26 protein-coding genes, 1 tRNA gene and 1 pseudogene are annotated in these 26,090 nt (G+C 69.2%); 15 read left to right on the top strand and 13 right to left on the bottom strand.

The window, feature by feature from the left end:
• Positions 1–4 precede the first annotated feature (4 nt).
• From ACZ432_RS15420 to ACZ432_RS15410, 3 genes are all read right to left on the bottom strand, one after another.
• Complete coding sequence (locus tag ACZ432_RS15420; RefSeq protein ID WP_426964383.1) at positions 5–1,708, bottom strand: oligosaccharide flippase family protein; 1,704 nt, start codon at positions 1,706–1,708, stop codon at positions 5–7.
• Between the two features lie 107 nt (positions 1,709–1,815).
• On the bottom strand, positions 1,816–3,213 hold the full coding sequence (locus ACZ432_RS15415) for a cobyrinate a,c-diamide synthase (RefSeq protein ID WP_426964384.1): 1,398 nt from the start codon (positions 3,211–3,213) through the stop codon (positions 1,816–1,818).
• An 81-nt stretch (positions 3,214–3,294) separates the two neighbouring features.
• The gene (locus ACZ432_RS15410) at positions 3,295–4,095 is read right to left on the bottom strand and encodes a cobalt-precorrin-7 (C(5))-methyltransferase (RefSeq protein WP_426964385.1); all 801 of its coding nucleotides are present in this window, start codon (positions 4,093–4,095) and stop codon (positions 3,295–3,297) included.
• Positions 4,096–4,185: 90 nt separating this feature from the next.
• Here ACZ432_RS15410 and ACZ432_RS15405 point away from each other — a divergent pair, with 90 nt between their 5' ends.
• The 10 genes and pseudogenes from ACZ432_RS15405 to ACZ432_RS15360 all read left to right on the top strand — a co-directional run bounded on the left by ACZ432_RS15405 (position 4,186) and on the right by ACZ432_RS15360 (position 13,867).
• Entirely contained in the window at positions 4,186–5,055 is an 870-nt protein-coding gene (locus ACZ432_RS15405; protein ID WP_426964386.1) for a DUF7839 domain-containing protein, read from the top strand.
• Positions 5,056–5,344: 289 nt separating this feature from the next.
• Positions 5,345–5,632 (top strand): DUF8028 family protein, encoded by a 288-nt coding sequence (locus ACZ432_RS15400; RefSeq protein ID WP_426964387.1) that lies wholly within the window; start codon positions 5,345–5,347, stop codon positions 5,630–5,632.
• A gap of 19 nt (positions 5,633–5,651) precedes the next feature.
• The gene (locus tag ACZ432_RS15395) at positions 5,652–5,900 is read left to right on the top strand and encodes a DUF7123 family protein (protein ID WP_426964388.1); all 249 of its coding nucleotides are present in this window, start codon (positions 5,652–5,654) and stop codon (positions 5,898–5,900) included.
• Between the two features lie 295 nt (positions 5,901–6,195).
• Complete coding sequence (locus ACZ432_RS15390; protein ID WP_426964389.1) at positions 6,196–6,936, top strand: TetR/AcrR family transcriptional regulator; 741 nt, start codon at positions 6,196–6,198, stop codon at positions 6,934–6,936.
• A 106-nt stretch (positions 6,937–7,042) separates the two neighbouring features.
• Positions 7,043–8,302 carry an MFS transporter gene (locus tag ACZ432_RS15385; protein ID WP_426964390.1) on the top strand — a complete coding sequence of 420 codons (1,260 nt, stop codon included), beginning with the start codon at positions 7,043–7,045 and terminating at the stop codon, positions 8,300–8,302.
• Between the two features lie 48 nt (positions 8,303–8,350).
• The gene (locus tag ACZ432_RS15380; RefSeq protein ID WP_426964391.1) at positions 8,351–9,466 is read left to right on the top strand and encodes a DoxX family protein; all 1,116 of its coding nucleotides are present in this window, start codon (positions 8,351–8,353) and stop codon (positions 9,464–9,466) included.
• A 54-nt stretch (positions 9,467–9,520) separates the two neighbouring features.
• Positions 9,521–10,042, top strand: coding sequence for a hypothetical protein (locus tag ACZ432_RS15375; protein ID WP_426964392.1), 522 nt, complete (start codon positions 9,521–9,523; stop codon positions 10,040–10,042).
• A gap of 81 nt (positions 10,043–10,123) precedes the next feature.
• Positions 10,124–10,459: pseudogene (locus ACZ432_RS15370) on the top strand (RtcB family protein); the annotation flags it as partial.
• On the top strand, positions 10,457–13,039 hold the full coding sequence (locus ACZ432_RS15365) for an RtcB family protein (RefSeq protein WP_464378869.1): 2,583 nt from the start codon (positions 10,457–10,459) through the stop codon (positions 13,037–13,039). The pseudogene ACZ432_RS15370 and the gene ACZ432_RS15365, both read left to right, overlap by 3 nt.
• Positions 13,040–13,387: 348 nt before the next feature.
• Positions 13,388–13,867 carry a hypothetical protein gene (locus ACZ432_RS15360; protein WP_426964394.1) on the top strand — a complete coding sequence of 160 codons (480 nt, stop codon included), beginning with the start codon at positions 13,388–13,390 and terminating at the stop codon, positions 13,865–13,867.
• A gap of 368 nt (positions 13,868–14,235) precedes the next feature.
• On the opposite strand, the gene ACZ432_RS15355 is transcribed toward ACZ432_RS15360, so the two are convergent.
• Entirely contained in the window at positions 14,236–14,616 is a 381-nt protein-coding gene (locus ACZ432_RS15355; RefSeq protein WP_426964395.1) for a hypothetical protein, read from the bottom strand.
• 82 nt (positions 14,617–14,698) lie between these two features.
• On the opposite strand from ACZ432_RS15355, the gene ACZ432_RS15350 reads away from it, so the two are divergent.
• Positions 14,699–15,544, top strand: coding sequence for an eIF2B alpha/beta/delta subunit family protein (locus tag ACZ432_RS15350; RefSeq protein ID WP_426964396.1), 846 nt, complete (start codon positions 14,699–14,701; stop codon positions 15,542–15,544).
• Between the two features lie 7 nt (positions 15,545–15,551).
• On the opposite strand, the gene ACZ432_RS15345 is transcribed toward ACZ432_RS15350, so the two are convergent.
• Together ACZ432_RS15345 and ACZ432_RS15340 are read right to left on the bottom strand one after the other, a co-directional pair.
• Positions 15,552–15,821 (bottom strand): HalOD1 output domain-containing protein, encoded by a 270-nt coding sequence (locus ACZ432_RS15345; RefSeq protein WP_426964397.1) that lies wholly within the window; start codon positions 15,819–15,821, stop codon positions 15,552–15,554.
• A 117-nt stretch (positions 15,822–15,938) separates the two neighbouring features.
• On the bottom strand, positions 15,939–16,379 hold the full coding sequence (locus ACZ432_RS15340; RefSeq protein WP_426964398.1) for a hypothetical protein: 441 nt from the start codon (positions 16,377–16,379) through the stop codon (positions 15,939–15,941).
• A gap of 71 nt (positions 16,380–16,450) precedes the next feature.
• Here ACZ432_RS15340 and ACZ432_RS15335 point away from each other — a divergent pair, with 71 nt between their 5' ends.
• From ACZ432_RS15335 to ACZ432_RS15325, 3 genes are all read left to right on the top strand, one after another.
• Positions 16,451–16,774, top strand: coding sequence for a BolA family protein (locus ACZ432_RS15335; RefSeq protein ID WP_426964399.1), 324 nt, complete (start codon positions 16,451–16,453; stop codon positions 16,772–16,774).
• Between the two features lie 83 nt (positions 16,775–16,857).
• Positions 16,858–18,267 (top strand): class II fumarate hydratase, encoded by a 1,410-nt coding sequence (locus tag ACZ432_RS15330; protein WP_426964400.1) that lies wholly within the window; start codon positions 16,858–16,860, stop codon positions 18,265–18,267.
• Positions 18,268–18,346: 79 nt separating this feature from the next.
• Complete coding sequence (locus ACZ432_RS15325) at positions 18,347–19,987, top strand: potassium channel family protein (protein WP_426964401.1); 1,641 nt, start codon at positions 18,347–18,349, stop codon at positions 19,985–19,987.
• Between the two features lie 33 nt (positions 19,988–20,020).
• Here the strand turns inward: ACZ432_RS15325 and ACZ432_RS15320 are convergent, their stop codons facing one another.
• From ACZ432_RS15320 to ACZ432_RS15290, 7 genes are all read right to left on the bottom strand, one after another.
• The gene (locus ACZ432_RS15320) at positions 20,021–20,509 is read right to left on the bottom strand and encodes a hypothetical protein (protein WP_426964402.1); all 489 of its coding nucleotides are present in this window, start codon (positions 20,507–20,509) and stop codon (positions 20,021–20,023) included.
• Positions 20,510–20,633: 124 nt separating this feature from the next.
• Positions 20,634–21,836, bottom strand: coding sequence for a redox-regulated ATPase YchF (locus ACZ432_RS15315; protein WP_426964403.1), 1,203 nt, complete (start codon positions 21,834–21,836; stop codon positions 20,634–20,636).
• A gap of 131 nt (positions 21,837–21,967) precedes the next feature.
• Complete coding sequence (gene queC, locus ACZ432_RS15310; protein WP_464378868.1) at positions 21,968–22,624, bottom strand: 7-cyano-7-deazaguanine synthase QueC; 657 nt, start codon at positions 22,622–22,624, stop codon at positions 21,968–21,970.
• A 189-nt stretch (positions 22,625–22,813) separates the two neighbouring features.
• Positions 22,814–23,731 (bottom strand): 7-carboxy-7-deazaguanine synthase QueE, encoded by a 918-nt coding sequence (locus ACZ432_RS15305; RefSeq protein ID WP_426964405.1) that lies wholly within the window; start codon positions 23,729–23,731, stop codon positions 22,814–22,816.
• On the bottom strand, positions 23,731–24,189 hold the full coding sequence (locus ACZ432_RS15300; protein WP_426964406.1) for a 6-pyruvoyl trahydropterin synthase family protein: 459 nt from the start codon (positions 24,187–24,189) through the stop codon (positions 23,731–23,733). The genes ACZ432_RS15305 and ACZ432_RS15300 overlap by 1 nt, the downstream gene beginning before the upstream one ends.
• 227 nt (positions 24,190–24,416) lie before the next feature.
• Complete coding sequence (locus tag ACZ432_RS15295) at positions 24,417–24,653, bottom strand: hypothetical protein (protein WP_426964407.1); 237 nt, start codon at positions 24,651–24,653, stop codon at positions 24,417–24,419.
• Positions 24,654–24,886: 233 nt separating this feature from the next.
• Positions 24,887–24,960 (bottom strand) — tRNA-Tyr (locus tag ACZ432_RS15290).
• 161 nt (positions 24,961–25,121) lie between these two features.
• Here ACZ432_RS15290 and ACZ432_RS15285 point away from each other — a divergent pair.
• On the top strand, positions 25,122–26,048 hold the full coding sequence (locus ACZ432_RS15285; protein ID WP_426964408.1) for a hypothetical protein: 927 nt from the start codon (positions 25,122–25,124) through the stop codon (positions 26,046–26,048).
• Positions 26,049–26,090: the final 42 nt, after the last annotated feature.

Genomic DNA, 26,090 nt, shown 5'->3' with positions numbered 1-26,090 from the left:
GACGTCACCGCCGCGTCAGCCGACCGCGAACGCGCGCGAGCAGTTCTCGGTCCGCCGGCTCCGCGTAGCCGAGGCCGACCATCGCGCCGTAGTAGACGGCGAACAGCCCCGCGAGGAACGGCACCAGCCCGAGGGGCGAGGCGACCGCGTCCCCGGCCGCCCGCGCGGCGAGGACCGCGGCCGCGACCGTGATCCCCATCGGGACGAGCATCGGCGCGCGCAGCGAGTGCGCGCCGGAGAAGCGGTAGACCAACACGACGCGGATGGCGTTCCGGACGACGAGCGCGACCGCCGTCGCCACCGCGGCGCCCACGATGCCGTGCGGGGGAATGAGCCAGACGTTGAGCGCGACGTTCCCGACGGCCGCGACGAGGTTCGCCCACATCACCGCCCGCGTGTAGCCGAGGGCGGTCAGCGTCGCGCCGTTCGGCCCCATCACGTTGCCGAGGAAATAGGCGACCGCGAGCACCCGAAGCGCGAGCGCGCCGGCGCGGTACTCCGGGCCGAAGACCGCTCCCAGCACGACCTCCGGGAAGAGGAGGAACGTCGTCGCGACCGGGAACGTCACGGACGCGAACCACTTCGTCAGCGCGAAGTAGACGCGCCTGACCGCCTCGCCCGACCCCTCGGCCGCGAACTCCGAGACTGCGGGCGTGTAGAGGAAGATCATCGAGCCCCAGATGATCGAGATGGTCCGCACCAGCGGGCGCACGCCGTCGTAGATGCCGACCGCCGCGGCCGTCTTGAAGTAGCCGAGCATCAGGATGTCGGTCCACGACATGATCTGGATCAAAAGCGACGCGAACAGCAGCGGGAACGAGAACGCCAGCAGCGCGTACCCCTCGCGCGGCCGCCGCAGCGACGCGACCGCGGCCCCGCGGAACCCCCCGGGGTCCGCGCGGACGGTGTAGAGCAGGTACGCGACCGCGGTCAGCGCCAGCGAGGCGGGGAACGCGAGCAGCGCCGCGATGAGCCCCCACTCGGCCCAGACGACGGCCGCGAGGATCGCGGGGAGCGCGCCCTTCTGCAGCAGCTCCTGAAACGCCACGCGCTCGCGGGTCCGCCCGAAGCCACGGAACACCGCGGTGCAGACGCGGACGACTGCGAGCCCCGGGATGGAGACCGCGGCGACGCGGAACGCCAGCGCGTACTCGGGATGGCCGAACAGCGACGCGAGCGGTTCCGCCAGCGCGAACAGGCCCGCGCAGACGGCGAGGCTCGCGACGACCGCCGCGGCGAGCCCCCACGTGACGATGCTCGCGGGCGTGAGCGCCGTCTCGTCGGGCGCGGGTCGGCCGGCGGAGCCGCTTTTTGAGCCCTCCGCGGACCCGTCCGCCCCCTCCGCCCCGCCGGCGCCGTGGTACGCGACCTGTCTGGTGACGCCGTTTCTGAGCCCGAGCGTCGCGACGACCGCGAGGATGGAGGCGACGGTGAACGCGAGCGAGAAGAGGCCGTACTCGTCCGGGGAGAACGCGCGCGTGAACAGGCCGCGACCGGACAGCTCCAACGCCATGCCCGCGAGCGTCCCCGTGACCACGACGGCGGCGCCGCCGGTCACCGAGAACAGGGCGTCGACGACGGACTCGCCGTGGTCGTCGGGCTCGCCGCGGTTGCCGCGCTCGTCGCTCTCGCCGGCACCAGCCGTCTCCTCGGCCTCACGGCTCGCCGCGTCCTCATCGTCCGCGTCGCCGTTCGCCTCCCCCGACACGGCTCCGTCGAAGACGGTCGCCGGATGAAGTGGTTCCGGATCCGGGCGCGGTCGCCGGGTCCGAAACCGCTCCCGCGCGCGGCTTCCGGGTGCGCCCTGCGCTCGCGCTACCGCCGCGCGAACGCCGCGGCCGCCTCGACCAACCGGTCGAACGCACCGCTCGCGGCGTGTCTGTGCGCGTAGGTCCCGACCGTCCGGTACTCGGTCAGGCCGTCGCGGTCGCCGTCGATGCCCTCGCCGCGCTCCACGTCGAAGGCGAACCGGGCGTCGGTCGTCGGATCGAGGTCGGCGTCCGGCTTCCCGAGCGCGTGCGAGGAGTAGTGGAACTCGTGGCCCCGGTGCGTCTCGCCCGCGTTCGCGGTCGGGCCGTCTGCCCGCGCGCGGAGTTCGACGTGGTCGAGCGCCTGATACCGGTCACGCATCGTCACCTCGCCCGGCAACACGCCCGCCATCGCGTGCGTCTCGCCGTCGGCGGTCGTCAGCGTCTCCGAGAGCGCCATCAGACCGCCGCACTCGCCGAGCACCGGCAGCCCCTCCGGCGCGCGTTCGGCGAGCGTCGACAGCGCCGGCGAGTCCGCCACCTCGGCGGCGTGGAGTTCCGGGTAACCGCCGGGCAGGTACACCGCGTCGCACGCGGGGAGGCCGTCGCCCGCGATCGGCGCGAACGTCGTCACGTCCGCGAGGTCCGCCAGCCGTTCGCGCGTCGCCGGGTAGCAGAACCGGAACGCGTCGTCCTGCGCGACGGCGACGGTCGGGCGGTCGTCGTCCGGCGCCTCGTTCGGCAGGCCGGAGCGGTCCGGTCGGTTCGGCGCCGCGACCGGTTCCGCCACGTCCGCGAGCGCGTCTGCGTCGAGGTGTGCCGCCGCCTCCGCGAGCGCCTCGTCCGACACCGGCGACTCCTCGCCCATGTGGAGGCCGAGGTGTCTGTCGGGGATCTCCAGTCCCTCGGTCGGCGGCACGCGGCCCAGATACCGAATTCCGTCGGGGAGCGCGTCGCGGATTCCCGCCTCATGGCGGCCGCCGTGGGCCTGCTGGGCGATGACGCCCGCGACCTCGACGCGGGGGTCGTCGACCGCCTCGCGGACGTCTTCCGGGAGATCGGCGCGTGCGGCGTACTCCCGGAACCCGAGCGCCGTCGCGCCGACGCTCTGCATGCCGGCGCCCGCGTCGACCACGAGCACGACCGGCACGTCCAGCGCCGCGGCGGTCGCCGCGGTGGAGGTGGCGCTCCCGTCGTAGAGTCCCATCATCCCCTCGACGACGAGGGTGTCGCCCGCGGCGCTGCGGGCGTTTCGCCGGACGCCGTCGACCCCCTGCATCCACGTGTCGAGCGTGCGCGAGGGCGCCTCCGCGACCGCGGCGTGGTGGCTCGGGTCGATGAAGTCCGGGCCGGCCTTCGCTGCCGCGGGATCGTACCCGGCCGCGTCGAGTGCCCGGAGCGTCGCCAGCGTCGCGACCGTCTTGCCGACGCCCGAGGCGGTGCCCCCGAGCACGAAGCCGTTCATGCCCGTCCCTTCGCCGGCAGGGACATAAATCGTCCGCGACGGGCACGGTTCGCCGGTCCGCGAAAGCCGATGTGGCGACGTTCAGGGGCGGCGCACGGCCAGCACGGAAAGGTCCGAAAAGCGGCTGTCCTCGGGGCCGTCGCCGCCCGCCTCCGCCGCCAGCGCGCCGAGCGACGATCGCGTGACGGTCTCGTCGTCGTGCGTCAGCTTCTCGAGCACGAGCGCGGTCGCGTCGGGGTCCGCGCCCGCCTCGATCAGGTGCGCGGCCACGTCGCCCGGCATCCAGTCGTAGGGCCGCGGAAGCACCAGCAGGTGGCGCTCCCCGGCGTCGGCGCGGAGTCGCGCGAGGTCGTCGTCCAGCGGTCCGCTCTTGTGGAGCGTGACGAACGTCGTCGCCTCCATCGGCGTGCGGGCGCGGCTCGCGGCCACCTGCAGCGAGGAGATGCCGGGAACGATCTGGACGGGGACACGGTCGTCGTCGGCTTCGAGCGCGTCCGCGACCGCCCGCTGGACCTTTCCGACGAACTGGTACCCGGAGTGGTTCGGGTCGCCCATCAGGACGGCGACGCCGGTCGCGCCGTCCGCGATCCGGTCGGCGAAGGTCGCCAGCGTCGCCGCCTCGTCGCGGTAGCCGCAGGCCAGCGTTTCGCCGGTCGCCGCGTCCGCGACGTAGTCGAGAACAGTCTGGAAGCCGACCACGACGTCCGCCTCGGCGATCGCGTCGCGGCCGCGGGGCGTCAGGAACTCCGCCGCGCCGGGGCCGATCCCGATCGCGCGGACCGCGGGGTCCGCTCCGTCCGTCCGGTCCGGCTCCGGGTCCGCGGCCGCGAAGTCGGCCGGGTCGGGACCCGAGTCGAGATCCACCGCGTCGTGGTCGCTCATGGTCTGACAAGCGACGCGCGCGACTTCCCGATTGCGGTCAATCGGCCGCCACACCAAAGCTACTTGTCTCCAACTCCAGTACGGTTGTCCATGAGCGACGACGACGCGGTCGATGGCGGATCTCCCGCGGAGCGGCGCGAGGAGGCGACGGCCCCGCGGGTGCTCGCGAGCAAGCGCGACGCGACCCGGTACCGCGTCCTCGTCGAGATCGCCAGTCGACAGCCGGCGGTGAGCCAGGGGGAGATCGCGGAGGCGGTCGGCGTCACCTCGCAGGCGGTCAGCGACTACGTCCGCGACCTCGTGGAGGCGGATTACGTCGAAAAGCACGGCCGAGGCCGCTACGAGGTGACAAAGGAGGGCGTCGACTGGCTCATCTCGCGGACGGACGCGCTGGAGAGCTACGTCGAGACGGTCTCCTCCGACGTCCTCGGCAGCGTCGACGTGGACGCGGCGGTCGCGGCCGGTGCGGTCGCGGAGGGCGATACGGTGGGGCTGACGATGCGGGACGGCGTGCTCCACGCGGTGCCCGGCGGCGGGGAAGACGGGGACGGGCGGGGCGGCGAGGCGGCCTCCGCAGTCGCGGTCACCGCCGGGGAGGCGGGGGAGGCGGTCGGCGTCACCGACTTCGAGGGCGTCGTGGACTACGAGCCCGGGACGGTGACCGCGCTGGTGGTCCCGCCCGTGACCGAGGGGTCGCCGCCGGAACCGGCGACGATCACCGACTACGCCGCCGACCACGACCTGATCGCGGTCGCCGGCACCGAGGCGTACGCGGCCGCGAGGCGCGCGGACGTGCGACCGGACGTCAGGTTCGGGACCGTTGAGGGCGTCGCGGAGGCGGCCGTCCGCGGCCTCGACGTCCTGCTTCTGGCGGTCGCGAACGCGCTCTCGCGGCACACCTCCCGGCTTCGCGAGGACGGGATCCGGTACGAGGTCCGGGACCCGACCGACGCGGAGTGAAGCGCGCGCGACGAGCGCGGCGACGCCGACGCCCGGAGTTCGACGCGACGGCGACGCCGGATCGTCGATAGTCGTCCGTCGATGCGTCGATCGTCGCCTTCGTCGGAGAACGCCTCAAATAGACTTATGAATGTTCTAGCGGTTTCTAAAGGAGTTATGAAAGGTCGTGAGCGCACGGTGAAGCGTTCTGAAACGGCGGAGAGACCGTTAATCGACCCGAATCGAACGCAAGGCTCGTTCCCTTATATGGGGTCGGGACGCCTCGTCGGGAGTGAGGCAGGTGACCCATATGTCAAACACATCCCTCCGCACGGCCGCTCGTTCCCCGGTCCGGGCGAGCGCCGCGCTCTCGAACAGGTTCCGCCGGCTCACCGCCGTCGGCGTGCGCGCCCTCGCGTTCTGGGCCGCCGTACTGCTCCCGCTGACGTACCTTCCCGTCCTCCACGGGATGGTCGTGGACGCGAGCGCCGGGCTGTTCCTGGTCCTGCTCGCGGCCAACGTCGCGTGCGCCGTCGTCGGCCACGACTACCGCCCCGGACACGGGGACGCGAGCACCGATCGCACGACCGACGCCTGAGACACCCACTACACAACCCATGAGCACGAACGCCGCCGCCACCGACGCGACATATTCCCCCAAAGCCGCCCGCCTCGCCGAATACCTCCGTGAGGAGGCCGCCGACGGCGAGACGTACTTCAAAGCGAAGTTCATCGCGGACGACGTCGACCTCTCGCCGAAGGAGATCGGCGCCCTGATGGTCCAACTGCAGGGTCGGATCCCCGACCTGACCGTCGAGAAGTGGTCGTACACGGGCGCGACCACCTGGCGCGTGGCACCGCGCTGACGCGGCCGCGCCTCGCGGGCGGCCCCGTCGATCCCCGCTACGCCCCCCCGACGCCCGACCCCTGCCGTATCAGGTCCCCGCGGTATCCGATACCCCCGTTTTTGCGTACTCGGTCTCGCGTTCAGGTTCGCCGTCAGGCACGCGACCGGTCGGCCGCATGCGCCGTCGGCCGCGTGCACCATCGACCGCGTGCACCATTGACCGCGTGCGCCGTCGGCCGCGCGCACGGGCGGACTCCGGAGAGTGCATCCCGATCCATCGCGCTTTTACGTGTGGTTGACTGACCAGTCAGTCAATGACGGACGAGCCCTCCGCGGCGGACGAGATCATGGACGGCGTGTACCGCGCGCTGTGTACCCACGGGTACGCGGGGGTGACGATGCAGGACATCGCGGACGAATGTTCCAAGAGCAAGTCGCTGCTCCACTACCACTACGACACGAAGGAGGACCTCCTGGTCGCGTTCCTCGACCACATCCTCGCGGACTTCGAGGAGAAGGTCGCCGAGATCGCGGACGATCCCCCGCTCGTTCGGCTCACGACGCTGCTCGACCGGTTCGTCTTCGACCCGAGCGAAAGCGAGCGCGAGTCGTTCCACATCGCTCTCCTGGAGCTCCGGTCGCAGGGGCCGTTCAACGAGCGCATCCGCGAACAGCTGGACCGCAGCGACCGGCTGCTCCGCGAGACGCTCGCGGACATCATCAGCGAGGGCGTCGAGGCGGGCCAGATCCGCGACGTCGACCCCGAACGGTCGGCCGCGCTGATCACCGCCGCGATCGACGGCGCACGGACCCGCCAGATCACGTTGAGCGAGGACGTGCTCGGCGACGACACCTACACCTGCGTCACCTCGCGGCAAGTGCGCCGGCGGATCGTCGAGCCGATCCTCACCGAGGGAGCGTCCCTTCCGTCGGCCGAGGAACCGACCGCGGGCGGGGGCGACGCCGACGAGGCGACGAACGGCGCGACGGCGAGCGAGGACTCCGAACCACCCTCCGGAACCGCGGATCACCCGGACGGTGACTGGACCGAATGAGTACGGAGGCCGGACCGCGTGACCGGTCCGCCGACGACGGCGACCGGACTGGACGAGGCGAGCGGACCGCCCTCGACGTCGTGAGGGGAGGTGCCGACGACTGACGATGTTCGACCGACTCCCCACCTTCGGCTTCACTCGCCCGCCGGCCGTCCTGCTGGCGGTGATCGCGAGCACCTTCTTCGTCGGCTTCGGCGGGGGCGTCGTCTTCCCCATCCTCCCGAACCTCGGCGCGGTGCTCGGCATCTCCGCGTTCATGGTCGGGATCATCCTCTCGGCGAACCGGTTCATCCGGCTCGTCGCGAACGCGCCCGCCGGCGCGCTGATCGACCGCATCGGCACGCGCCGGCCGTTCGTTCTCGGACTCTTCATCGAGGGGGTCGCCACCCTCGGCTACGTCGTCGCCCTGTTCGTCCCGCCGCCGGAGGCGTGGTTCCTGCTGGCCCGGGTGCTGTGGGGGCTCGGCTCCGCGGCGGTGTTCGCGACCGCCTACACCATCGCCGCGGACGTCTCGACCGGCGACTCCCGCGGGACGAACATGGGCATCGTCCGCGGCGGCATCACGATGGGCTTCCCCGCCGGACTCGTGCTCGGCGGGGTGGTGAGCGCGCTCTACTCCAACGCCGCGGCGTTCGTGCTCGCGGCCGCGTTCGCGCTGTTCGCCAGCGTCGTCGCCTACGTCCTCGTTCCCGAGACGCACGTCGAGGGCGACGAGGGATCGTCCGTGAAGCCGTGGGACATCGACACCTCCGTCCCCGCGGTGACGGTCGGACTCGTCAACTTCGGGCTGATGTTCGCGTACATCGGCGCGCTGTTCGCGACCCTGGTGCTCTTTCTGGGCGAGCACGACCTCTCGCTGTTCGGGCTCGCGCCGCAGGGAACCTCCGGCGTGTTCATGGCCGGGACGGTGGTCTCCGCGGCCGCCTTCATGCTCGTCGGCGGTCGCGTCTCCGACACGCGGAAGTCCAGAACGCCGGTGCTGCTCTTCTTCCTCGTCGTCTCCTTCGTCGGCTTCCTGCTGCTCGCTCGGGCCGGGTCGGTGATCGAGTTGGCGTTCGCCTGCGTCTTCATCGGCGCGGGACAGGGCGGCACGAGCGGTCCCCTGATGGCGCTTCTGGCGGACCTCACGCCCGACGAGCGCATGGGGCGCGCCTCGGGGACGAACAACGTCTTCGGGGACGTCGGGGGCGGGCTCGGCCCGATGGTCTCGCTCCCGCTCGTCGAGGCGGTCGGGTTCGAGCCGATATACGCGTTCTGCGCGCTCGTTCCGCTGCTGGCCGGAGGGGTGCTGCTCGTGGGCGTCCGCCGCGTCACAGGGACGTTCCGACCGGGACGGACCGACACGAACGCCACGGTCGCGGACTGACCGGCGGCTCCCCGGTTTTTAACCGACTCCCGGAGTAATCACGAACCCATGAGAGACAGACACACAGCCCGAGGGGCCGCGTGGGCCGTCGCGATGCTGGTCGGGATCGCGCTCGCGTCGGGGATCGCCGCCGCACACGTCCGGTTCGTCACCGACACGGAGGAGGCGGGCGAGGCGCTTCGGTTCCTGGCCGGTGCGCTGACCGACCCCCTGCACCTCGCCGCGCTCGGGGGCGGGGCGCTCGCGGTCCTCGTGGCGATCGTCGTCTACCTGAAGACGGAGGCGCTGAACCGGGACGTGGCCGTGTTCCGGGGCGTGATGGAGAGCTACCGGGACCTGCTGCCGTGGCTGCTCCGCCTCGGGTTCGGCCTTCCGCTGGTGGGCGCCGGCTTCGCGGGCTACTTCTTCAATCCCGTCGTCGAACCGCTGATCGGGTCGGGCGTCGACCGCCTGCTCCAGATCCTGCTCGGGTTCATGCTCGTGTTCGGGCTCGGAACGCGCGTCGCGTCGCTCGCCGGACTGGTTATCTACCTCGTCGCCCTCCCGATCCAGCCGCTCCTGGCCTTCTCGCTGGAGTGGATCCCCGGGTTCCTCGCGCTGATCGTCGTCGGGAGCGGGCGGCCGAGCGCCGACCACACGCTCGCGCAGGTGGCGGCCACGCCCGGCACCTTCTACAACGAGGTCGACCCGGTCCACCGCGCGGCCGCGTGGTTCGAGGCGCGCGTCGACCCCTACGAGCGCTACGTGCCGACGGTGATCCGCGTCGGGATGGGCGTCGGGTTCGCCTTCCTCGGCCTGATGGAGAAACTGCTCGCGCCGGAGATGGCGATGAGCGTGGTCGCGACCTACGGGCTCGCGGAGGCGACGCCGTTCCCCGCGGAGCTGTGGGTGCTCGGTGCCGGTCTCGGGGAACTCGCGCTCGGGATCGCCATCGCGCTCGGCTTCTTCACCCGCGGCTCCGCGCTGGCCGCGATGTTCGTGTTCACGCTGACGCTGTTCGGCATCCCCGACGACCCCGTCCTCGCGCATATCGGCCTGTTCAGCCTCGCGTCCGCGCTGCTCATCACCGGCTCCGGCCCGTACGCGCTCGACAACTACCTCTCCGACTCGCGCCGGACAGCCCGCTCTGACGCGGTCACGGAGCCGGCCCCGGGCGACGACTGAACCGACACGGAACCGGTCGGAACGGATTTCTCCCCACGATACATATGGTAACGTATGACAACCACGAGCGCGGTCGCAGAGCGGACGTGGGCGGCCGGCGGGCTCGCCGGGCTCGCGGCCGGCGTCGGCATGGGGCTGGTGTTGCACCTCGCGTTGGACCTCATGCCGGTGATCGCGACGCTGATCGGTGGGGACACGACCCTCGCCGGGTGGGTCGTCCACCTGTTCAACAGCACGCTGTTCGGCCTGCTGTTCGTCGGCGTCTTCGCGCGGCCGTTCTTCGAGGAGTTGCTGGTCGACCTCGGCGGCTGCGTCTCGCTCGGGGTCGTCCACTCGGCCGCGCTCGGCCTGCTGACCGGCGGGCTGTTGCTTCCGGTCGCGCTCGCGCTGGAGGGCGCCACCTCGCTCCCGGTTCCGACGCTCCCGTTCCCGGGCGTCGACGTGGGCCTGGAGTTCGCGGTCGTCATCGCGCTCGCCCACCTGCTGTACGGCGTTCTGCTCGGCGGGACCTACGCGGTCCTGACCGGCGCCGCGTCGACGGCCGGGGTCGCCCCGGACGAGGAGGCGCCCGTCTGACCGGCGCTCCACGGCGCGGCGACGTCGCTCACCGACGGCGGCGGACGTAACGCTATTGCCCGGTCGCACCGACCGTCCGGTATGACCACGCGCGAGTTCGACGGCGTCCGGCTGGAGAAGGTGCGCGAGCACGTCTGGGAGATCCCGCGGGAGGGCGACATGAACGTGCCCGCCCGCGTGCTCGCGTCCGAGGAGCTGCTGGAACAGATCGGCAGCGACGACACGCTCCAGCAGTTGAAGAACGCCACCCACCTCCCCGGCATGACCGACCACGCGATCTGTATGCCGGACGGCCATCAGGGGTACGGCTTTCCGGTCGGCGGCGTCGGCGCGACCGACGCCCGAACCGGCTGCATCTCCCCCGGAGCGATCGGCTACGACATCAACTGCCTCCCGGAGGGTACACGTGTTTCCCTGTCTCACGGTCGACGAGCAAGAATCGAGAAACTCGAGGAAAGATTCGAGCAAGAGCAGGCCGCGGTCGCTGCCGAGAGTGGACTCACGTGCTCGGACATCCGCCTCTTCACGGAATCATCAGAAAAGCCCGTCTATGAGATCCGGTCGGAGACGGGAGATCTGGTTTCTGCAACGGCAGACCATCCGTTTCTGACAGAGACTGGCATGCGTGAACTCGAGGACATCGAGCCGGGAGATGAAGTCTATCTTCATCCCTTCGAGGGGTTCCCGGACGAGGAAGCGCCGGAGTTTATCGTGCTCGATGAGGAGGACTTCGCCGACGAGGATCCGCAGCTCGTTCGGGTTCTTAAGGAGCGCGACCTGCTGCCGCTTCGTTCCAGCGATGAGGCGTTCCACCGACTGCTCAAACTTCTTGGGTACCACACTGGTGACGGGGCTTTCGGAGACGGGATTACGACCTTTTATGGCGGTCGGGAGGACCTCGAGGCGATCCGGTCGGATATCGAGGCAATCGGTTTCACTCCCTCGCGGATCTATGAGCGTGAACGGGATCACCAGATCGATGGCCGGGAGTTCACTCGGACGGAATACAGCGTTCGTGGCCAAGCGAACGCGTTCAAGCAACTGCTGATCCGCCTCGGCGCTCCCGATGGAAAGAAAGTCGAGTCTGATTTCACCGCTCCGAATTATCTCGAAAAACTCACGGACTGGCAGCGTGCACTGTATCTGTCCGCCTTTTTCGGGGCAGAGATGAGCGCGCCAGATACGGTCGCCCCGAAGAACTTCTACGCACCATCAGTATCTCACAATCGGATCGCTGATGAGGCTGAGGCCGGAGAGGCGTTCCTTCGAGATCTCATGGCCCATCTTGAGGACCTCGGAATTGAAACCAACTCATTCGAGCGGGTGGAGAGTACTCAGACAGCGGCTGGAAAGGTCGAACGATTCCGTTTCGGCGTGAGTTCGGAAGCAGAAAACCTCGTTCGGTTTTTCACTCAAGTGGGGTACCGATACAACGCGGAGAAGCGACGAAAAGCACTGGTTGCCGCCCAATACCTGAAGCGAAAGGCCGAGGTGATCGACGAGCGCGAACGTGCCGCGGAGAAAGCGCGAGCAATGGCCGACGGTGGTGCGGCAATCAACGAAGTGAAAGACCGTCTCTCGAGTGTCAACGATCGGTTCATTGAGCGGAGCGTGTACGAGCAACGTAAGGGACGACCGAGACCGCCCGCTGACTTCCCGGACTTCTCCGAGTACCAAGAGCGTGTGACCGTTCGAGAAGATGGAGCGGTCTCCACCGAAGTAGTCTCGATCAGTGAAGCAGGCGTAGCGAAGGTTTACGACATCGGAGTTGCCCACGATGCACACAACTTCTTCGCGGAAGGATTTGTGGTTTCGAATTGCGGCGTCCGGATGGTCCGCACCGACCTCACCTACGACGACCTCCGCGGGCGGGAGGAGGAACTCGTCGACGCGCTCTTCGAGGCGGTCCCCTCGGGACTCGGCGGCGGCGGGATCGCGAAGGGCACCGCGGACGTGGTCGAGGCGATCCTCGAACGCGGCGTCGAGTGGGCCGTCGACGAGGGGTACGGCGTCCCCTCGGACCTGCGGCGGTGCGAGGACGAGGGGCGGCGCGAGGACGCGCGGCCGGAGTTCGTCACCCAGAAGGCGAAGGACCGCGGCCGGAACCAGATCGGCTCGCTCGGGTCGGGCAACCACTTCCTCGAGGTCCAGCGCGTGACCGACGTGTTCCGGCCCGAGGTGGCCGAGGCGTACGGGCTCTCCGAGGGGCAGGTCGTCGTCCTGATCCACTGCGGGAGCCGCGGACTTGGCCACCAGACCTGCACCGACTACCTCCGAAAGATCGAGAAGCAACACGGCGACTTGCTCGCGGAGCTGCCGGACAAGGAACTCGCGGCCGCGCCTGCCGGATCCGCGCTGGCCGAGGAGTACTACGGCGCGATGTGCGCCTGCATCAACTACGCGTGGACCAACCGGCAGCTGATCACCCACCGGACGCGCGAGGTGTTCGGCGACGTGTTCGACGCCGACCCCATGGCCGACCTCGGGATGGAGCTGCTGTACGACGTGGCGCACAACATCGGCAAGAAGGAGGAGCACGCGGTCGGCGAGCCGGACGCGGACGGCGAGCGCGAGACCCGGGAGCTGTACGTCCACCGGAAGGGCGCGACGCGGGCGTTCCCCGCCGGCCGCGAGGAGGTGCCCGCCGTGTACCGCGACGTCGGCCAGCCCGTGATCATCCCGGGGAGCATGGGCGCGGGGTCGTACGTGCTCCGCGGCGGCGACGCCTCGCTCGACACCTCGTTCGGCTCGACCGCCCACGGCGCCGGCCGCCTGATGAGCCGGACGCAGGCCAAACAGGAGTTCTGGGGCGGCGACGTGCAGGACGACCTCGCGGAGCAACAGAAGATCTACGTGAAGGCGCAGTCCGGCGCGACCATCGCCGAGGAGGCGCCCGGCGTCTACAAGGACGTGGACGAGGTCGTCCGCGTCAGCGACGAACTGGGCATCGGCGACAAGGTGGCGCGGACGTTCCCAGTCTGCAACATCAAGGGGTGAGCGCGGGGCGCTCGGCGGGAGATGGGGACGGCGCAGTTGCTCGCTTTTCACGTCTCCACTCGCTCAGTACAGGGGACTCAGGTATCGTTCAGTACAGCATCTCGGATCCTTGGGGCAGGTGTTGAACCAGTTCGGTGAGTCAGCCGAGGGTTACAGCGGAACCCAAGGGGACCAGCGAGGCAACGGAAACGGCAATGGCGATGGCAAAGGAAGTGACAAGGTCAACACTCATAATAGGCGAATCCATTGTTGGCACAAACGCCCCGGGCTGAAGCAGAGACCCGGGTTGACCAGATCCAACTGGCGATCGTGGCTGAGGTCTAACTCACGTCTCTCGATTCATCACCTATGGAAGTTGTATTGGCATCGAAACGAATCCGGGATTCACGCACAGCAACCCTCAGTGCGATACTGGTCGTGATACTCGCCCAGATCCCCATTTACGCAGTCTTCGCGGATATCCCGGTGGTCGGTGATTCATTCCTGGGTGCCGCCATACTGTGGGCCATCGGCGCACTCGTTTGGAGCGGGTATACAGCAATTCTGCTACTGGCTCCACTGGCCGATATCCGAAATCATCCGGATCGTGATTCCTGGGGGCCGTTTGAGACGCTGAACGTGTACTCCTACGTCTCTCTTCGTCAGATATGGATCCGACTGCTGCACGGAGTCTTCGGGTGTATCTTCGCGCTCATCGGCACGGTACTCTTTGTGGCGACACCGCCGCTATTGGTACTCCCAACGGTGGTAATGATGGCTTCGGTCATTATGATGGGAGCGCACACTGGTGTGAAAGATCCATCAGAAGAGACGAAGCGGCATCTCTGATCATCGACAATCGGCGGTCGGTACCACGTCCCACTTCACTACAAGATCCACAGCTGCCACGGCAGCTCCATCTAATATGCGTTCCCCATCCGACGACTCTATTGGAATCTCATGCGAGAAATGTGTGCCAGCCCCACATCAAGATCGGACGACGCCGTCGCGACGAGTTCACGCATAGGCCGATTTCCTGTTCTGACCCAGTCTCGGAAGTCGTCAGTAACCGCGTGCGAGATACGGAGTATGCAGTCAGCACGGCGGACGCGTTCGTTTCACATGGGACATACTGAATAAGCCGCTTAGTGTGCACGTCTACCAACCGGCACTTTCGACCAAAAATCTCCGCGAGGAATACGTGTTCAACGAGACCGTCAGGACCAGAAGCCGCCGGACCCGCCGCCCGGCCCCGACGGCCCTCGCGGTCCGGACGGTCGCGGGTCCGGGTCGATCTCGACGAACTCGCTCTCCGACCGCGGGTCGACCTCGCGGCCGTCCTCGAAACGCACGAACGAGAGGTAGAAGGGCTCGCCGCAGCCGGCGTCGGTTGGTTCTTCGTCCGCCAGCCGCCCCTCCTCGCCGCAGACGAACCGGACGCCGTCGGCGTCGTCGGCCTCGTAGTCCTCGTCCGGCGCGACGTAGGTCCACCCCTCGAGGGGGTACGGCGTCACCGACTTGTCCGCGAGGTAGCCCTCGCGGTCGAGTTCCACGAGCGTCTCGCAGTGCGGGCAGTGGTAGGTGACGGGATAGCTCACGGGCGAGGATACGCGCGGCGACGGCATAGCTCCGTCGTCGGCCTCCGGAACACCTTTTGAACCGTGCGGCGAGGGAGTGAGCATGATCGACGAGACGGTCGCCGAGATCCGGGAGATGCGGAGCCACAGCTCCTCGGTGATCGCGCGGAAGGCCGCCCGGGCGCTGGCGGAGCTGATCGACCGCGAGTACGCCTCCGTCGAGGAGTTCGAGCAGGACCTCCAGCACAACGCGGGCGTGCTCCGGCGCTCGAACCCCTCTCACGCGATCCTCCACAACGCCATCCGCGAGATCGAGCGCTCCGTCGTGGGCGAGGCGACGACCGTCGCGGACGGCAAGGAGCGCCTCCGCGAGACGATAGAGGAGGTGGTCGCGGACGTGGAGCGCGGCAAGGCGGCCGCCGCAGCGAACGCCCGCGAGACGTTCCGGGACGGCGAGACCGTCCTCACTCACGACTACTCCACCACGGTTCTGGAGGCGATGGAGACCGCGACGCAGGAGGGGCTCCACCTCTCGGCGTACGTGACCGAGGCGCGGCCGCGCTACTTCGGCCGGAAGACGGCGCGCGCGCTCGCGGCGAACCCCCGCGTCGAGACGACGATGATCGTCGACTCCGCGATGGGCCACGCGCTCCGGGAGTGCGACCGCGTCGTCCTCGGCATGACCTGCATCACCGACCGCACCTACTACAACCGGATCGGCACGCTCCCCCTCGTGGCGACCGCGAACGAACTCGACGTTCCCGTTACCGTCGTCGGCTCCGGGGCGAAGGTGATAGACGACTTCCGGTTCGAGAACGAGTTCCGCGACGCGGTCGAGGTGATGCGCGAACCGGTCGAGGACGTCGACGTCGAGAACCCGATGTACGACGCGGTCCCGGTGAACCTCGTCGACGAGGTCATCACCGACGACGGCGTCGTGGAGTTCTGATCGCCCCTCAGCGCGCCTGACCGACCGACGCCTCGCCCTCGGAGGCGAGCGAGGTCGGAGCGTCGTCAGACACCCGGACGTCGCCATCGGCGGTGACCGTCACCGTTCGCCCGGCGTAGGCGAACGTGACCTCGCCCGCCTCCATCGTCGCAACCGTGTCGTTCAGGCCGTCCGGATCGACGGCGTCGAACAGTGGGGGTAACTCGAGCACGTCGGTGTCCGTCTCCTCCGCAACGCGGCGCGTGACGCGCTCGCAGGGCGTTTCTCTCGGATCCATGGGACGACCTCGCACAGCCACTGCATAAGTATTCGTCAGACAAATTCCCTATTTCTGACTAGTCTCTGCCGCTTCCGATCATCCCTCCGTTTCTGTGGCCGGGGCGGACCCGGGGGATCAGTCGGCGACGGTGACGGCGAGGGCCGCGGCGGGCGTCCTCGCGGTCCGCACGAACGCCCCGTCGACGACCGCGAACGCCTCGATGCGCGCGACGAGTCTGCGGGGGCCGAGCGTCGCGCGCAGCACCGGCCCGGTCGAGGTGACGACGACGTACGGCGGCGCCGCGACCGGCGGCGCCGAGAGCTCCCCGCCCGCGGCCGCGACGGCCTCGACCAGCGCGTCCGGGAAGCGGTCGAGCGCGCCGGCGCGGCCCAAGGCGGCGCGGAGCGGTCCCCTGACCGCGGTCGAGTCGCGGGTGGCCGGCCGCCCGTCGACGGTCGTCTCGAAGCCCGCCGCGACCGCGTCCGCGCAGTCGAGCGTCGTCGCGAGCAGGTCGCCGTGCGCGGTCAGCAGTCGCTCGCGGGCGGCGTCCGGGTCGAGCGGCGGCCCGTCGCTCACGGTCGAGTCTCGCCGGGGGCGGAGAAACCGGTTGCGGTCCCCTTTTGAGGACCGCGACGGTAGGGAGAGGCATGACTCCCGAGGAGGTCGCGGACCTGATCGAGGCCGGCATCGAGGACTGCGTGGCGCGGGTGGAGACCCCGCGAGCGCCCGACGAGGAGCACGAGGACGCCCACTTCGCGGCGGTCGTCGTCTCGCCCGCCTTCGAAGGGGAGCCGCTGGTGCAACAGCACCAGCGCGTCTACGACGCGGTCGGCGACGAGATGACCGAGTCGGTCCACGCGCTGGAGATCAAGACGTACACGCCCGCTGCGTACGCCGAGCACGGCGACGGGCGCCTCGAGGCGGCGCTCCGCGAGGCGGGGCTGTTGCCGGTCGACGACGGCGCGGCGTAGTCGCCGCATCGGACGGAGCCGTCTGCACGACGCCCGCAGCCGCTTTCAGTAGCTTTTACCCGCCATCGGGCGTGGCGTCGATCATGGCAGACGACTACCGCGTGGAGGAGGACAGCCTCGGCGAGATGCAGGTGCCGGCGGACGCCTACTGGGGCGCACAGACCCAGCGCGCCGTGGAGAACTTCCCCATCTCGGGGATCACGTTCGGCCGGCGGTTCGTCCGCGCGCTCGGCGTCGTCAAGAAGGCGGCTGCGCAGGCGAACAACGACCTCGGGCTGATCGACGACGACGTGGCGGCGGCGATTCAGGACGCGGCCGACGAGGTCATCGCGGGCGAGCACGACGACCAGTTCCCGGTCGACGTGTTCCAGACCGGGTCGGGAACCTCCTCGAACATGAACGCCAACGAGGTCATCGCCAACCGCGCCGCGGAGATCATGGGCGCGGAGGTCGGCGACCGCGTCGTCCACCCCAACGACCACGTCAACTACGGCCAGTCGAGCAACGACGTGATCCCGACCGCGATGCACGTCGCCGCCCTGGAGGCGGTCGAGAAGGACCTCATGCCCGCGCTGGAGACGCTCCACGCCGAGTTGGAGGAGAAGGAGGCGGCCTTCGACGGCGTCGTCAAGACGGGGCGCACCCACCTGCAGGACGCCACGCCGATCCGGCTCGGGCAGGAGTTCGGCGGCTACCGCGCGCAGGTCGAGAAGGGGATCAAGCGCGTCGGCGACGCGCGGTTCCACCTCCGCGAGCTGGCGCTCGGCGGGACCGCGGTCGGGACGGGACTCAACACCCACCCCGAGTTCCCGGGGCTCGCGGCCGAGTACATCTCCGACGAGACGAACACCACCTTCCGCGAGGCGGACAACCACTTCGAGGCGCAGGCCGCCCACGACGCCATGTCGGAGGCCCACGGCGCGCTCCGGACGGTCGCGGGGAGCCTCAACAAGATCGCCAACGACCTCCGCCTGCTCGCCTCGGGCCCCCGGAACGGGCTCGGCGAGGTCGAGCAGCCCGAGAACCAGCCCGGCTCCTCGATCATGCCGGGCAAGATCAACCCGGTCGTCGCGGAGTCAGTCAACCAGGTCCACAAGCAGGTCGTCGGCAACGACGCGGCGGTCTCGGCGGGCGCGGCCCGCGGCGAGATCGACCTGAACCTCTACAAGCCGGTGCTGGCGCACAACTTCCTGGAGTCGACGGAGCTGCTGGCCAACGCCGCGGAAGCGTTCGGCGAGAAGTTCGTCGCGAAACTGGAGGCCAACGAGGACCACTGCGCGGACGCCGTCGAGCGCTCGATGGCGCTGGCGACCGCGCTCAATCCCGCCATCGGCTACGACAAGGCCTCGAAGGTCGCCAAGCAGGCCCTCGCGGAGGACAAGACGGTCCGCGAGGTCGCCGTCTCCGAAGGCTACCTCACCGAGGAGGAAGCGGACGAGGTGCTCGACCCCGCGACGATGACCGAGCGCGGCATCCTCGGCGACGAGGAGTAGGGCGGTCGCGGGCGCGATTCGGCGCCGCGCGACTTCCGACCCGACAACACTCACAACCCCCGGGGGCGTACGCCGGGACATGACCCCTTGGCGCTCCCGGCGCGCCGTCGCTTATCTCGCGCTGGTCGCGGCGACCTCCGCGGCGCTGACGCTGCTGTACAACTACGGAATGGCGACGTGGGAGGGGGACCCGCAGCCGCTCTACCGCTCCTTTCAGGTCGTGTTCCAGACGTTCACGACCACCGGATACGGGGAGGACGCCGGCTGGTCCACGCCGCAGATGAACCTCCTGATGGTGGCGATGCAGGTGACGGGTATCGGACTGATCTTGACGGCGGTCGACGTGTTCGCGGTGCCGTGGCTCCGGTCGGCGCTTTCGCCGAGTGCGCCAACGCGCGCGCCAGAGCGGTCGGGTCACGTCGTTGTGTGCGGTTACACGCCCCGAACCGCGGAGTTTCTGGAGGAAGTCGACTCCCGCGGACGCCAGTGCGTGGTCGTCGAGGCGGACGAGGAGACGGCGATCGACCTCCACGAAGCGGACCGAGCGGTCGTCCACGGCGACCCGGAGTCGCCCGAACCGCTGCGTGCGGCTCACGTCGAAGACGCGGCCGCGGTGGTCGTGGACGCGGGGGACGAAACGAGCGCGAGCATCGCCCTCGCGACGCGGGAGCTCGACGCGGACGTGCGCGTCGTGACGCTCGTCGAGGACGACGACACCGCGGAGTACCACCGCATCGCGGGCGCCGACGAGGTGCTTTCCCCGCGCCGGATCCTCGGCGAGAGCCTCGCTCGGCGCGTCCCGACCGCCGTCTCCACCGCGGTCGACGAGGGCGTATCCGTGGGTGACGACCTCGAACTGGCAGAGTTCGGCGTCGAGGAGGCGAGCGACCTCAGGGGGCGGACGCTCGTCGAGACGGAGCTTCGCGAGCGATACGGACTCGACGTGGTCGGCGCGTGGGTCGACGGCGATTTCGAGAGTCCGGTCGACGCCGAGCGCGTCCTCAACGCCGACGTGCGGCTCCTGGTCGCGGGTACACCCGCCCAGATCGAGGAGTTTCGCGGGGCGATCACCCCGGTCGTCCGGTCGCTTACTCCCCGGAAAGTCGTCGTCATCGGCTACGGGCAGGCCGGCATGGCCGCGTCCGAGGCGGTCGACGGCGTCGGGAGCGAGGTGACCGTCCTCGACATCAGGGACTCGGAGGGCGTCGACGTAGTCGGGGACGCGCGCGACCCGGAAGTGCTCCGGGAGGCCGGCGTCACGGACGCCTCCGCGGTCGTGATCACGCTCAACGACGACACCACGGCCATCTTCGCCACGCTCGTGGTCCGGGACATCGCCCCCGAGACGGAGGTCGTGGTCCGCGCCAACGACGCCGGGAGCGTCAGAAAGCTCCACCGCGCGGGCGCCGACTACGTCCAGTCGCTCGCCACCGTGAGCGGGCGGATGCTCGCCTCGACCGTCTTCGAGGACGAGGAGGTGTTGGCGGTCGACGAGCGCATCAACGTGGTGAAGCTCCCGGCGGGAGAGCTGGTTGGACGGACGCTCGCGGAGGCCGGGGTTCGCTCGCGGACGGGCTGTACCGTGCTGCTCGTCGAGCGCGACGGCGAGCCGATCCGACGACTCGGCGCCGACGAGTTCCGCTTCGAACGGGACGACGAGGTCGTCCTCGCCGGCACCGACGAGAGCGTTCGCGCGTTCGAGCGGACGTTCGGAGCGTGAGGCCGTCCCGCAGAGCCCCATCAGCCGACGACACTACGGAGGCGACCCCGTCGGCAGCGCGAACACCAGCGAGAGGAGGAAGAACGGCACGGCGAGCGTCAGGGTGTAGAGGGTCGTCGCCCCGGCCACGGACGCCCACGTCCGCGGGCCGTACCCCGTCTCGTTCCAGTCGATCCCGAGTCGGGGGAGCCCGGCCGTCGCCGCTATCGGGAGTCCGAGGAGGTACCCGATCCCCAGCCCGACGACCGCGTCGAGCATCGCGTTGGCCGTGGAGGCGGGCCCCGTCACGGGGGCGTTCAGCGCCGCGAGCACGCCAACCGACCACGGGACTCCGAGCCCGACGGTCAGGAGGACGTAGGCCGGATACGGTGAGTCAGTGGGGGGTACGGCCGCGAACAGCGCGCGGATCCGGCTGGACAGCAGAAACACCGCGGTCGGAACCGCCGCGAACGCGCCGGGGACGAGGAGCAGCAACGCGGCCACCGCGAGACCGACCGCGGCGTCGAGTTGGAGGGGCAGCATGCGTGTATCAGCGGCCGCCGCCGACAAAAGCATGGGTGTGTGGAGCGTCGGGCGATCGATCCGGCACGCACTACGGCGGGGTTCGCTTCGGTGCGTATTCCGGGCGGTTCGCTTCGGGTGCGTACTACGGCGCGGCCTGTTTCGTCGAGACCAGTTCGATCACGTCGCGGTGGGAGAGCTCGTGGTCCTTCGACACCTGTCGGTTGCTCCGGCAGTCCGTGCCGTGGAGCAGGCCCTCGCCGATGTCGGAGTGGATGTGGAACGCGAAGTCCTCCGTCGTCGACCCTTCGGGGAGGATGAAGCAGTCGCGGAAGACGCCCTTCTCGTCCTTGCTGCCGTTCGCGGACCCGGGGAAGACGGCGATACAGTCGAGCACGTCGAAGACGGCTTCTTCGAGGGCCTGTTGAACCCCGGTGCCGCCGTAGCCCTCGACGAACTCCTCGATCTGTCGGAGGCCGGCCTCCTGCTCGTCGGAGACGTCGCCGACGATGTCGAACGCGTCGTCGCCCGCGGTGTAGTCGACGACGCCCGCCTCGGCGGCGTTCTTGAGCGCCTTCTCCGCGTGCGCGCTCGCGGGGACGAACGAGAGGTGGTCGTACTCGGGGTCGTCCGTGATCGTCTCCCAGTTCTCCTGTGCCTCGGGCGTGTCCATCTTGTTGGCGGCGACGACCATCGGCTTCGTGCGCTTGCGGATCTCGCGGGCGAGCTCCTCGCGGTCGTCGTCGTCCCACGTCTCGGGGTCGAGTTCGAGCCCCTGCGCGAGAATGACCTGCTTCATCTCGTCCTCGCCGATGCCGAACGCGGACATCTGCTCGGCGAGGTCCGCCTCGATGGCGGCCTCGGCGCCGTGGTACTTCGTCTCGTACTTGTCGATGCCCTTGCCGAGCACGTCGAGGTACCACTGGTCGAGTTCCTCCTCGAGGAAGTCGATGTCCTCGCGGGGGTCGTGGCCCTCCGTCGCCTCGCCCTCGATGTCGGTCTTGCCGGAGAAGTCGACGACGTGGACCAGCACGTCGGTCTCGTTGAGGTCCGAGAGGAACTGGTTGCCGAGGCCGCGGCCCTCGTGGGCGCCGGGGACGAGTCCGGCCACGTCGACGAGCTGGACCGGGACGAACCGGGTGCCGTCCTCGCAGACGCCGACGCTCGGCGTGCAGGTCTCGTCGAACTCAGGGGCGGCGCAGTCGACGCGGACGTACGCCTCGCCCACGCTCGGGTCGATGGTCGTGAACGGGTACGCGCCCTCCGGCACGTCGTTCATCGTGGCGGCGTTGAAGAAGGTCGACTTGCCCACCGAGGGCTTGCCGACGAGGCCGATCCGATAACTCATTACCCGCGTTGCGCGACGGACGGTAAAAAGGCGTGCGAGAGACGCGGTGGTGTGGGGCACTGTCGCACGCAACGCCGGCCGGAGCAACCTCACTCGGAGGTCGGTCGTCCTCACTCGAAGGTCGGTCGTTCTCACTCGAAGGTCGGCCGCTCCGCGTACGGGATCGGGTCGCGCTCGCCGACGTTGCGGAACGCCTCCAGTCGGAACGCGCAGGCGTCGCAGGTACCGCAGGCCGGCTCGTCGTCGCGGTAGCAGGACCACGTGATCCCGTAAGGCACGTCGAGTTCCAGCCCGCGCTCCACGATGTCGGTCTTCGAGTCGCGGACGAACGGGACCTCCAGCGCGATGTCGGTCTCGGGTTTGGTCCCCACGTCGACCATCGCCTCGAAGGCGTCGAAGAACTCGGGGCGGCAGTCGGGGTAGCCGGAGTAGTCCTCGGAATGGGCGCCGACGAAGACGGCGTCGCAGTCGTTCGCCTCCGCGTACGAGACCGCCATCGACAGCAGGTTCGCGTTGCGGAACGGGACGTAGGAGGTGGGGATTTCGTCGCCGTCGAGGTCCGCGTCCGCGACCGTCAGTTCGTCGTCCGTGAGCGAGGAGGCGCCGATGCGGCTCAGGTGGTCCGTCTCGATGTGTAGGAAGTCCGCGACGGGCAGGTCCTCGCGCTCCGCGAGCGCCCGGGCGCACTCGTACTCCTTCGTCTCCGTGTTCTGTCCGTAGGAGGTGTGCAGGAAGTAGAGGTCGTAGCCGCGCGCGGCGGCCTCGTAGGCGGTCGTTGCACTGTCCATCCCCCCGGAGACGAGGACGACGGCGCGCTTATCGTCCCCGTCAGCGGTGGCGTTCTCTTCGGCGAGTCGATCATCGGTCGCGTTGTCTGAGTCGGTCATGGGATCGTGTCGGTGGCTGTCGTTCTTGTTCCGGTTCTTGTTCAGCTCTGGTAGCGGTTCCTTTCGGCCGGAGCGGCGTCGGCGAACCGGTCACGTCTCCGGCGCGTCGTTCCACAGGTCGACGTGGAGCCGTGGGGTGTACCGGTAGCCGTGTTCGAGCGCGAGGTCCGCGACGACGCGGCGCGTCTCCGCGAGCCGGTCCCGCGTCTGTCCCTCCGGCATCAGCAGGACGCGGTCGTCCGGGAGGGCGGATCGGTCGGGAGTTCCGGAGACGGCGGCGTCGTCCGCGAACGCCCGCTCGTCGAGGCGGTCGCGCACGTCCGCGACCAGCGACTCGATCTCCGGCAGGTCGTCGGGCCCGGTGACGACGAACTTCAGCTGCGTGTGGTACCGGGCCGCGAGCGTCGCGAGCGCGTCCACGTCCAGCCGCTCGGCCTCGTGTTTCTCGGCCCAGCGCTCCATCGCCGCCTCGGAGGGCGCTTCCTCGTCGGACGCGGGGTCCGTCACCTGCTCGGGATCGACGCCCGCGGGCGGACGCTCGGGCGAGGGCGTCGAGGAGGCGAGTTTCGGGCTCACGCTGGCGAGGTCGATGGGCGTCTCCGGCGGCGGAACGACTGTCCCGTTCGTCTCCACCGTGAGGTGGTAGCCGCGGTCGTCCAGCGCGCGGAGCAGGTCGACCGCCGCGTCGTGGATCAGCGGCTCGCCGCCGGTGAGGACGACGTGGTCCGGGTCGCGGGCCGCGACCTCGTCGAGGATCGACTCGCGGTCCATCCACGCGCCGGTCGGCTCCCACGACGTGTGGTAGGAGTCGCAGAACCAGCAGCGCAGGTTACACCCGGAAGTGCGGACGAACGTCGAGGGCTGCCCCGCGAGCGTCCCCTCGCCCTGCAGCGAAGCGAACAGCTCGTTGATCGGGAGCGCGCCCTCCGCGCCGGTGGATACCGAGGTGGCGTCCGCGCCTGCACCGACATCTGCTCCGGTCGCGTTCGGGTCGCTGGAGACCGGCATTACGGCCCGGCCCGAAGCTCGCCCGTCTCGCGGACCTCCGCCTTGACCGCGGTGACGGTGTCCGGAAGCCGGGCGTGGAGCTTCTCCTCCAAGAGCGCCCCCATCACCTCCGCAGTCGGCGGCGCCTCGAGGACGACCGTCCCGTCCGCGTCGCCCGCCTCCGCGAAGGCGTCGACGAGCGGGTCGCCCGCCTCCAGCAGGAAGCGGTGGTCCCACTCCTCGATGACGTCCGTGACGACGCCCTTGTCGACGACCCACCCCTCCTCGGTGAGCGCGCCGCGGACCGTCACCGACACCTCGTAGTTGTGCCCGTGCGGCCGACTGCACTTGCCGTCGTGGTGTTGGAGCCGATGCCCGGTCGAGATGCGGATCGGCCGATCACCGCCGATGCGAAGGGAGCGTTCGCCGAGACGGTCGATGGTTGTCCCGGAAGGCTCCTTAGATATTCTCTGAGACATACTGGGGGATTATCCTTTTGCTATTTAAAAACGAGGAATGTCGATCGTCGGCCGTCGCTGCTGCTGTCGACCGGTAACTGCGGTGCCGTCAACTGGAACCGGAAGTGCTGTCGACCGGGACCGGAAGTGCTGCACGACGCGCGGGCGAAAAGAGGTTAATTAGCGACTCTACTGGCGGTTCGGTCGGGGGTTCCGACACGCGAGCCGGCGGGATCGAGCTCCGGAGGTTACTTTCCGGCGCTGTTCGCGCCCTCGGCCGCGTCACTGCCGCCTGGGGTGAGGTCGCGGATGGCCTCGCCAAACCCGTCCTTCGCGTCGCCGGCCGACGAGCCGACCGTCTCGAGGATGTCCCCGACGAAGTCCGGCACCGGCCCGGGCAGCTCCGACGGCGGACCGGCCTGCGCGACGAAGTTGGCTGCGTCCTGTGCGAACGTCACCATCGTGATCGGGTCTGCTTCGAACATTGCAACTCGTCGTACCGGGTGGGGCAACAAAAGGGGGTGAAGTGCTGAACCCGGTTTGGAGGCGTATTAACCCGATTTAACGCGGTTGCTGGTCGAGTGAAACGGCTTTCGTACTCCTCTCTCGGCGGAACCGGAAAATCGGCCCGTTTGCCGTCGTGTGCTGTCCGACCCGACGAGCACGCGGCGGTTTCCACGGACCTCCGTCTCCGAAGGATGGTCGTTGGAAGAACTAGTCCGGCCTCCCCGAATTGAACGGGGGACATGCCGATCTACAGTCGGCTGCTCTACCAGGCTGAGCTAAGGCCGGCCTGTCTACGAGTAAGCGCTGGCCCCGACTTAAGGATTCTCTTTCGGGAGCAGAGTGGGTGTGCGTGTCGTGGGCCCCTCGGTCGGTTTCGCGGGCGGCGATCTCGCGGGCGTCGATCGCGACCCCGAGCGCTTTTTCTCCGTCGGGGCGCAGGTCCGGGTATGAGTGACGAGGGCGACCGCCAGGCGACGTTCGGCAGCGACGGGGACCTGGAGACCGAGACGCCGCCCGAGGCGACCGGCGAGAACGACTTCGGGGAGCGGAAGGAGCCGGACGAGACCGACGGCGGGTACAACCGGTACGCCGTCTCCAGCTTGCTCCAGAAGGCCGTCCGTCGGTCCGACGAGGAGGTTGCGGCGTGGGCGGCGTGGGAGCTGTCCCGGTCGGGGTACGCGTGGAACCTCTGGGACCGGCTCAACCTCTACGTCGTCGAGGACCTCCGGGCGGGCCACGAGGTCGCGCTGACGATCGAGCGCTACGAGGACCTCGCGACGGAGCGGTGGGAGTCGGACGAGTGGAAGGGGCGGATCTGTGCGATCCACGCCGCGCTCGCGGCCGCGCGTGCGCCCTCGACGCGGGAGTCGCCGAACGCCGACGAGTACTTCCGGACGGTCGCGGACCTGCGCGCGGACGCGAAGGCGCGGAACGCGACGCCCTCTCACGACTTCCCAGTGGGGGACTTGGAACGCGATGGGGAGTTCGACGTGGTGTTCGACCAGCACACCGGCGAAGGGGCCAAGCGCGACCGCGGGACGAAGTTCTTCAAAACGCGCGGTGCGCGCGTGGGGCCGGAGGGCGAAGACGAGCAGAGCGCGCGCTGGCAGCGGCTGTCGATGATCCTCGACGACGAGGTCGACTACACGGAGGCGGAGTTGGAGCAGGCCGTGGCCGCGGTTGACCGTGATTCACGGTGGGGGGAGCCGTCCGCTGGTGGGTCGTCGAAAGATGAGAAGACGGACGCCGAAAACGGTTCAGAAAACGGCGGGCAGAACGGCGATGGTTCAGAAAACGGCGGGCAGAACGGCGATGGTTCAGAAAACGAACCCGGGGACGAAACCGGAAGCGGGACGCTTGAGGACTTCTCGTAGGGATTTCGGGTCGCTCGGTTACGGACTGCTTTCGGATTACTT

The organism is Haloparvum alkalitolerans, assembly GCF_055381565.1.
Note: the sequence above shows the minus strand (reverse complement) of the source record. Positions and strands in the feature narration are given on the sequence as shown.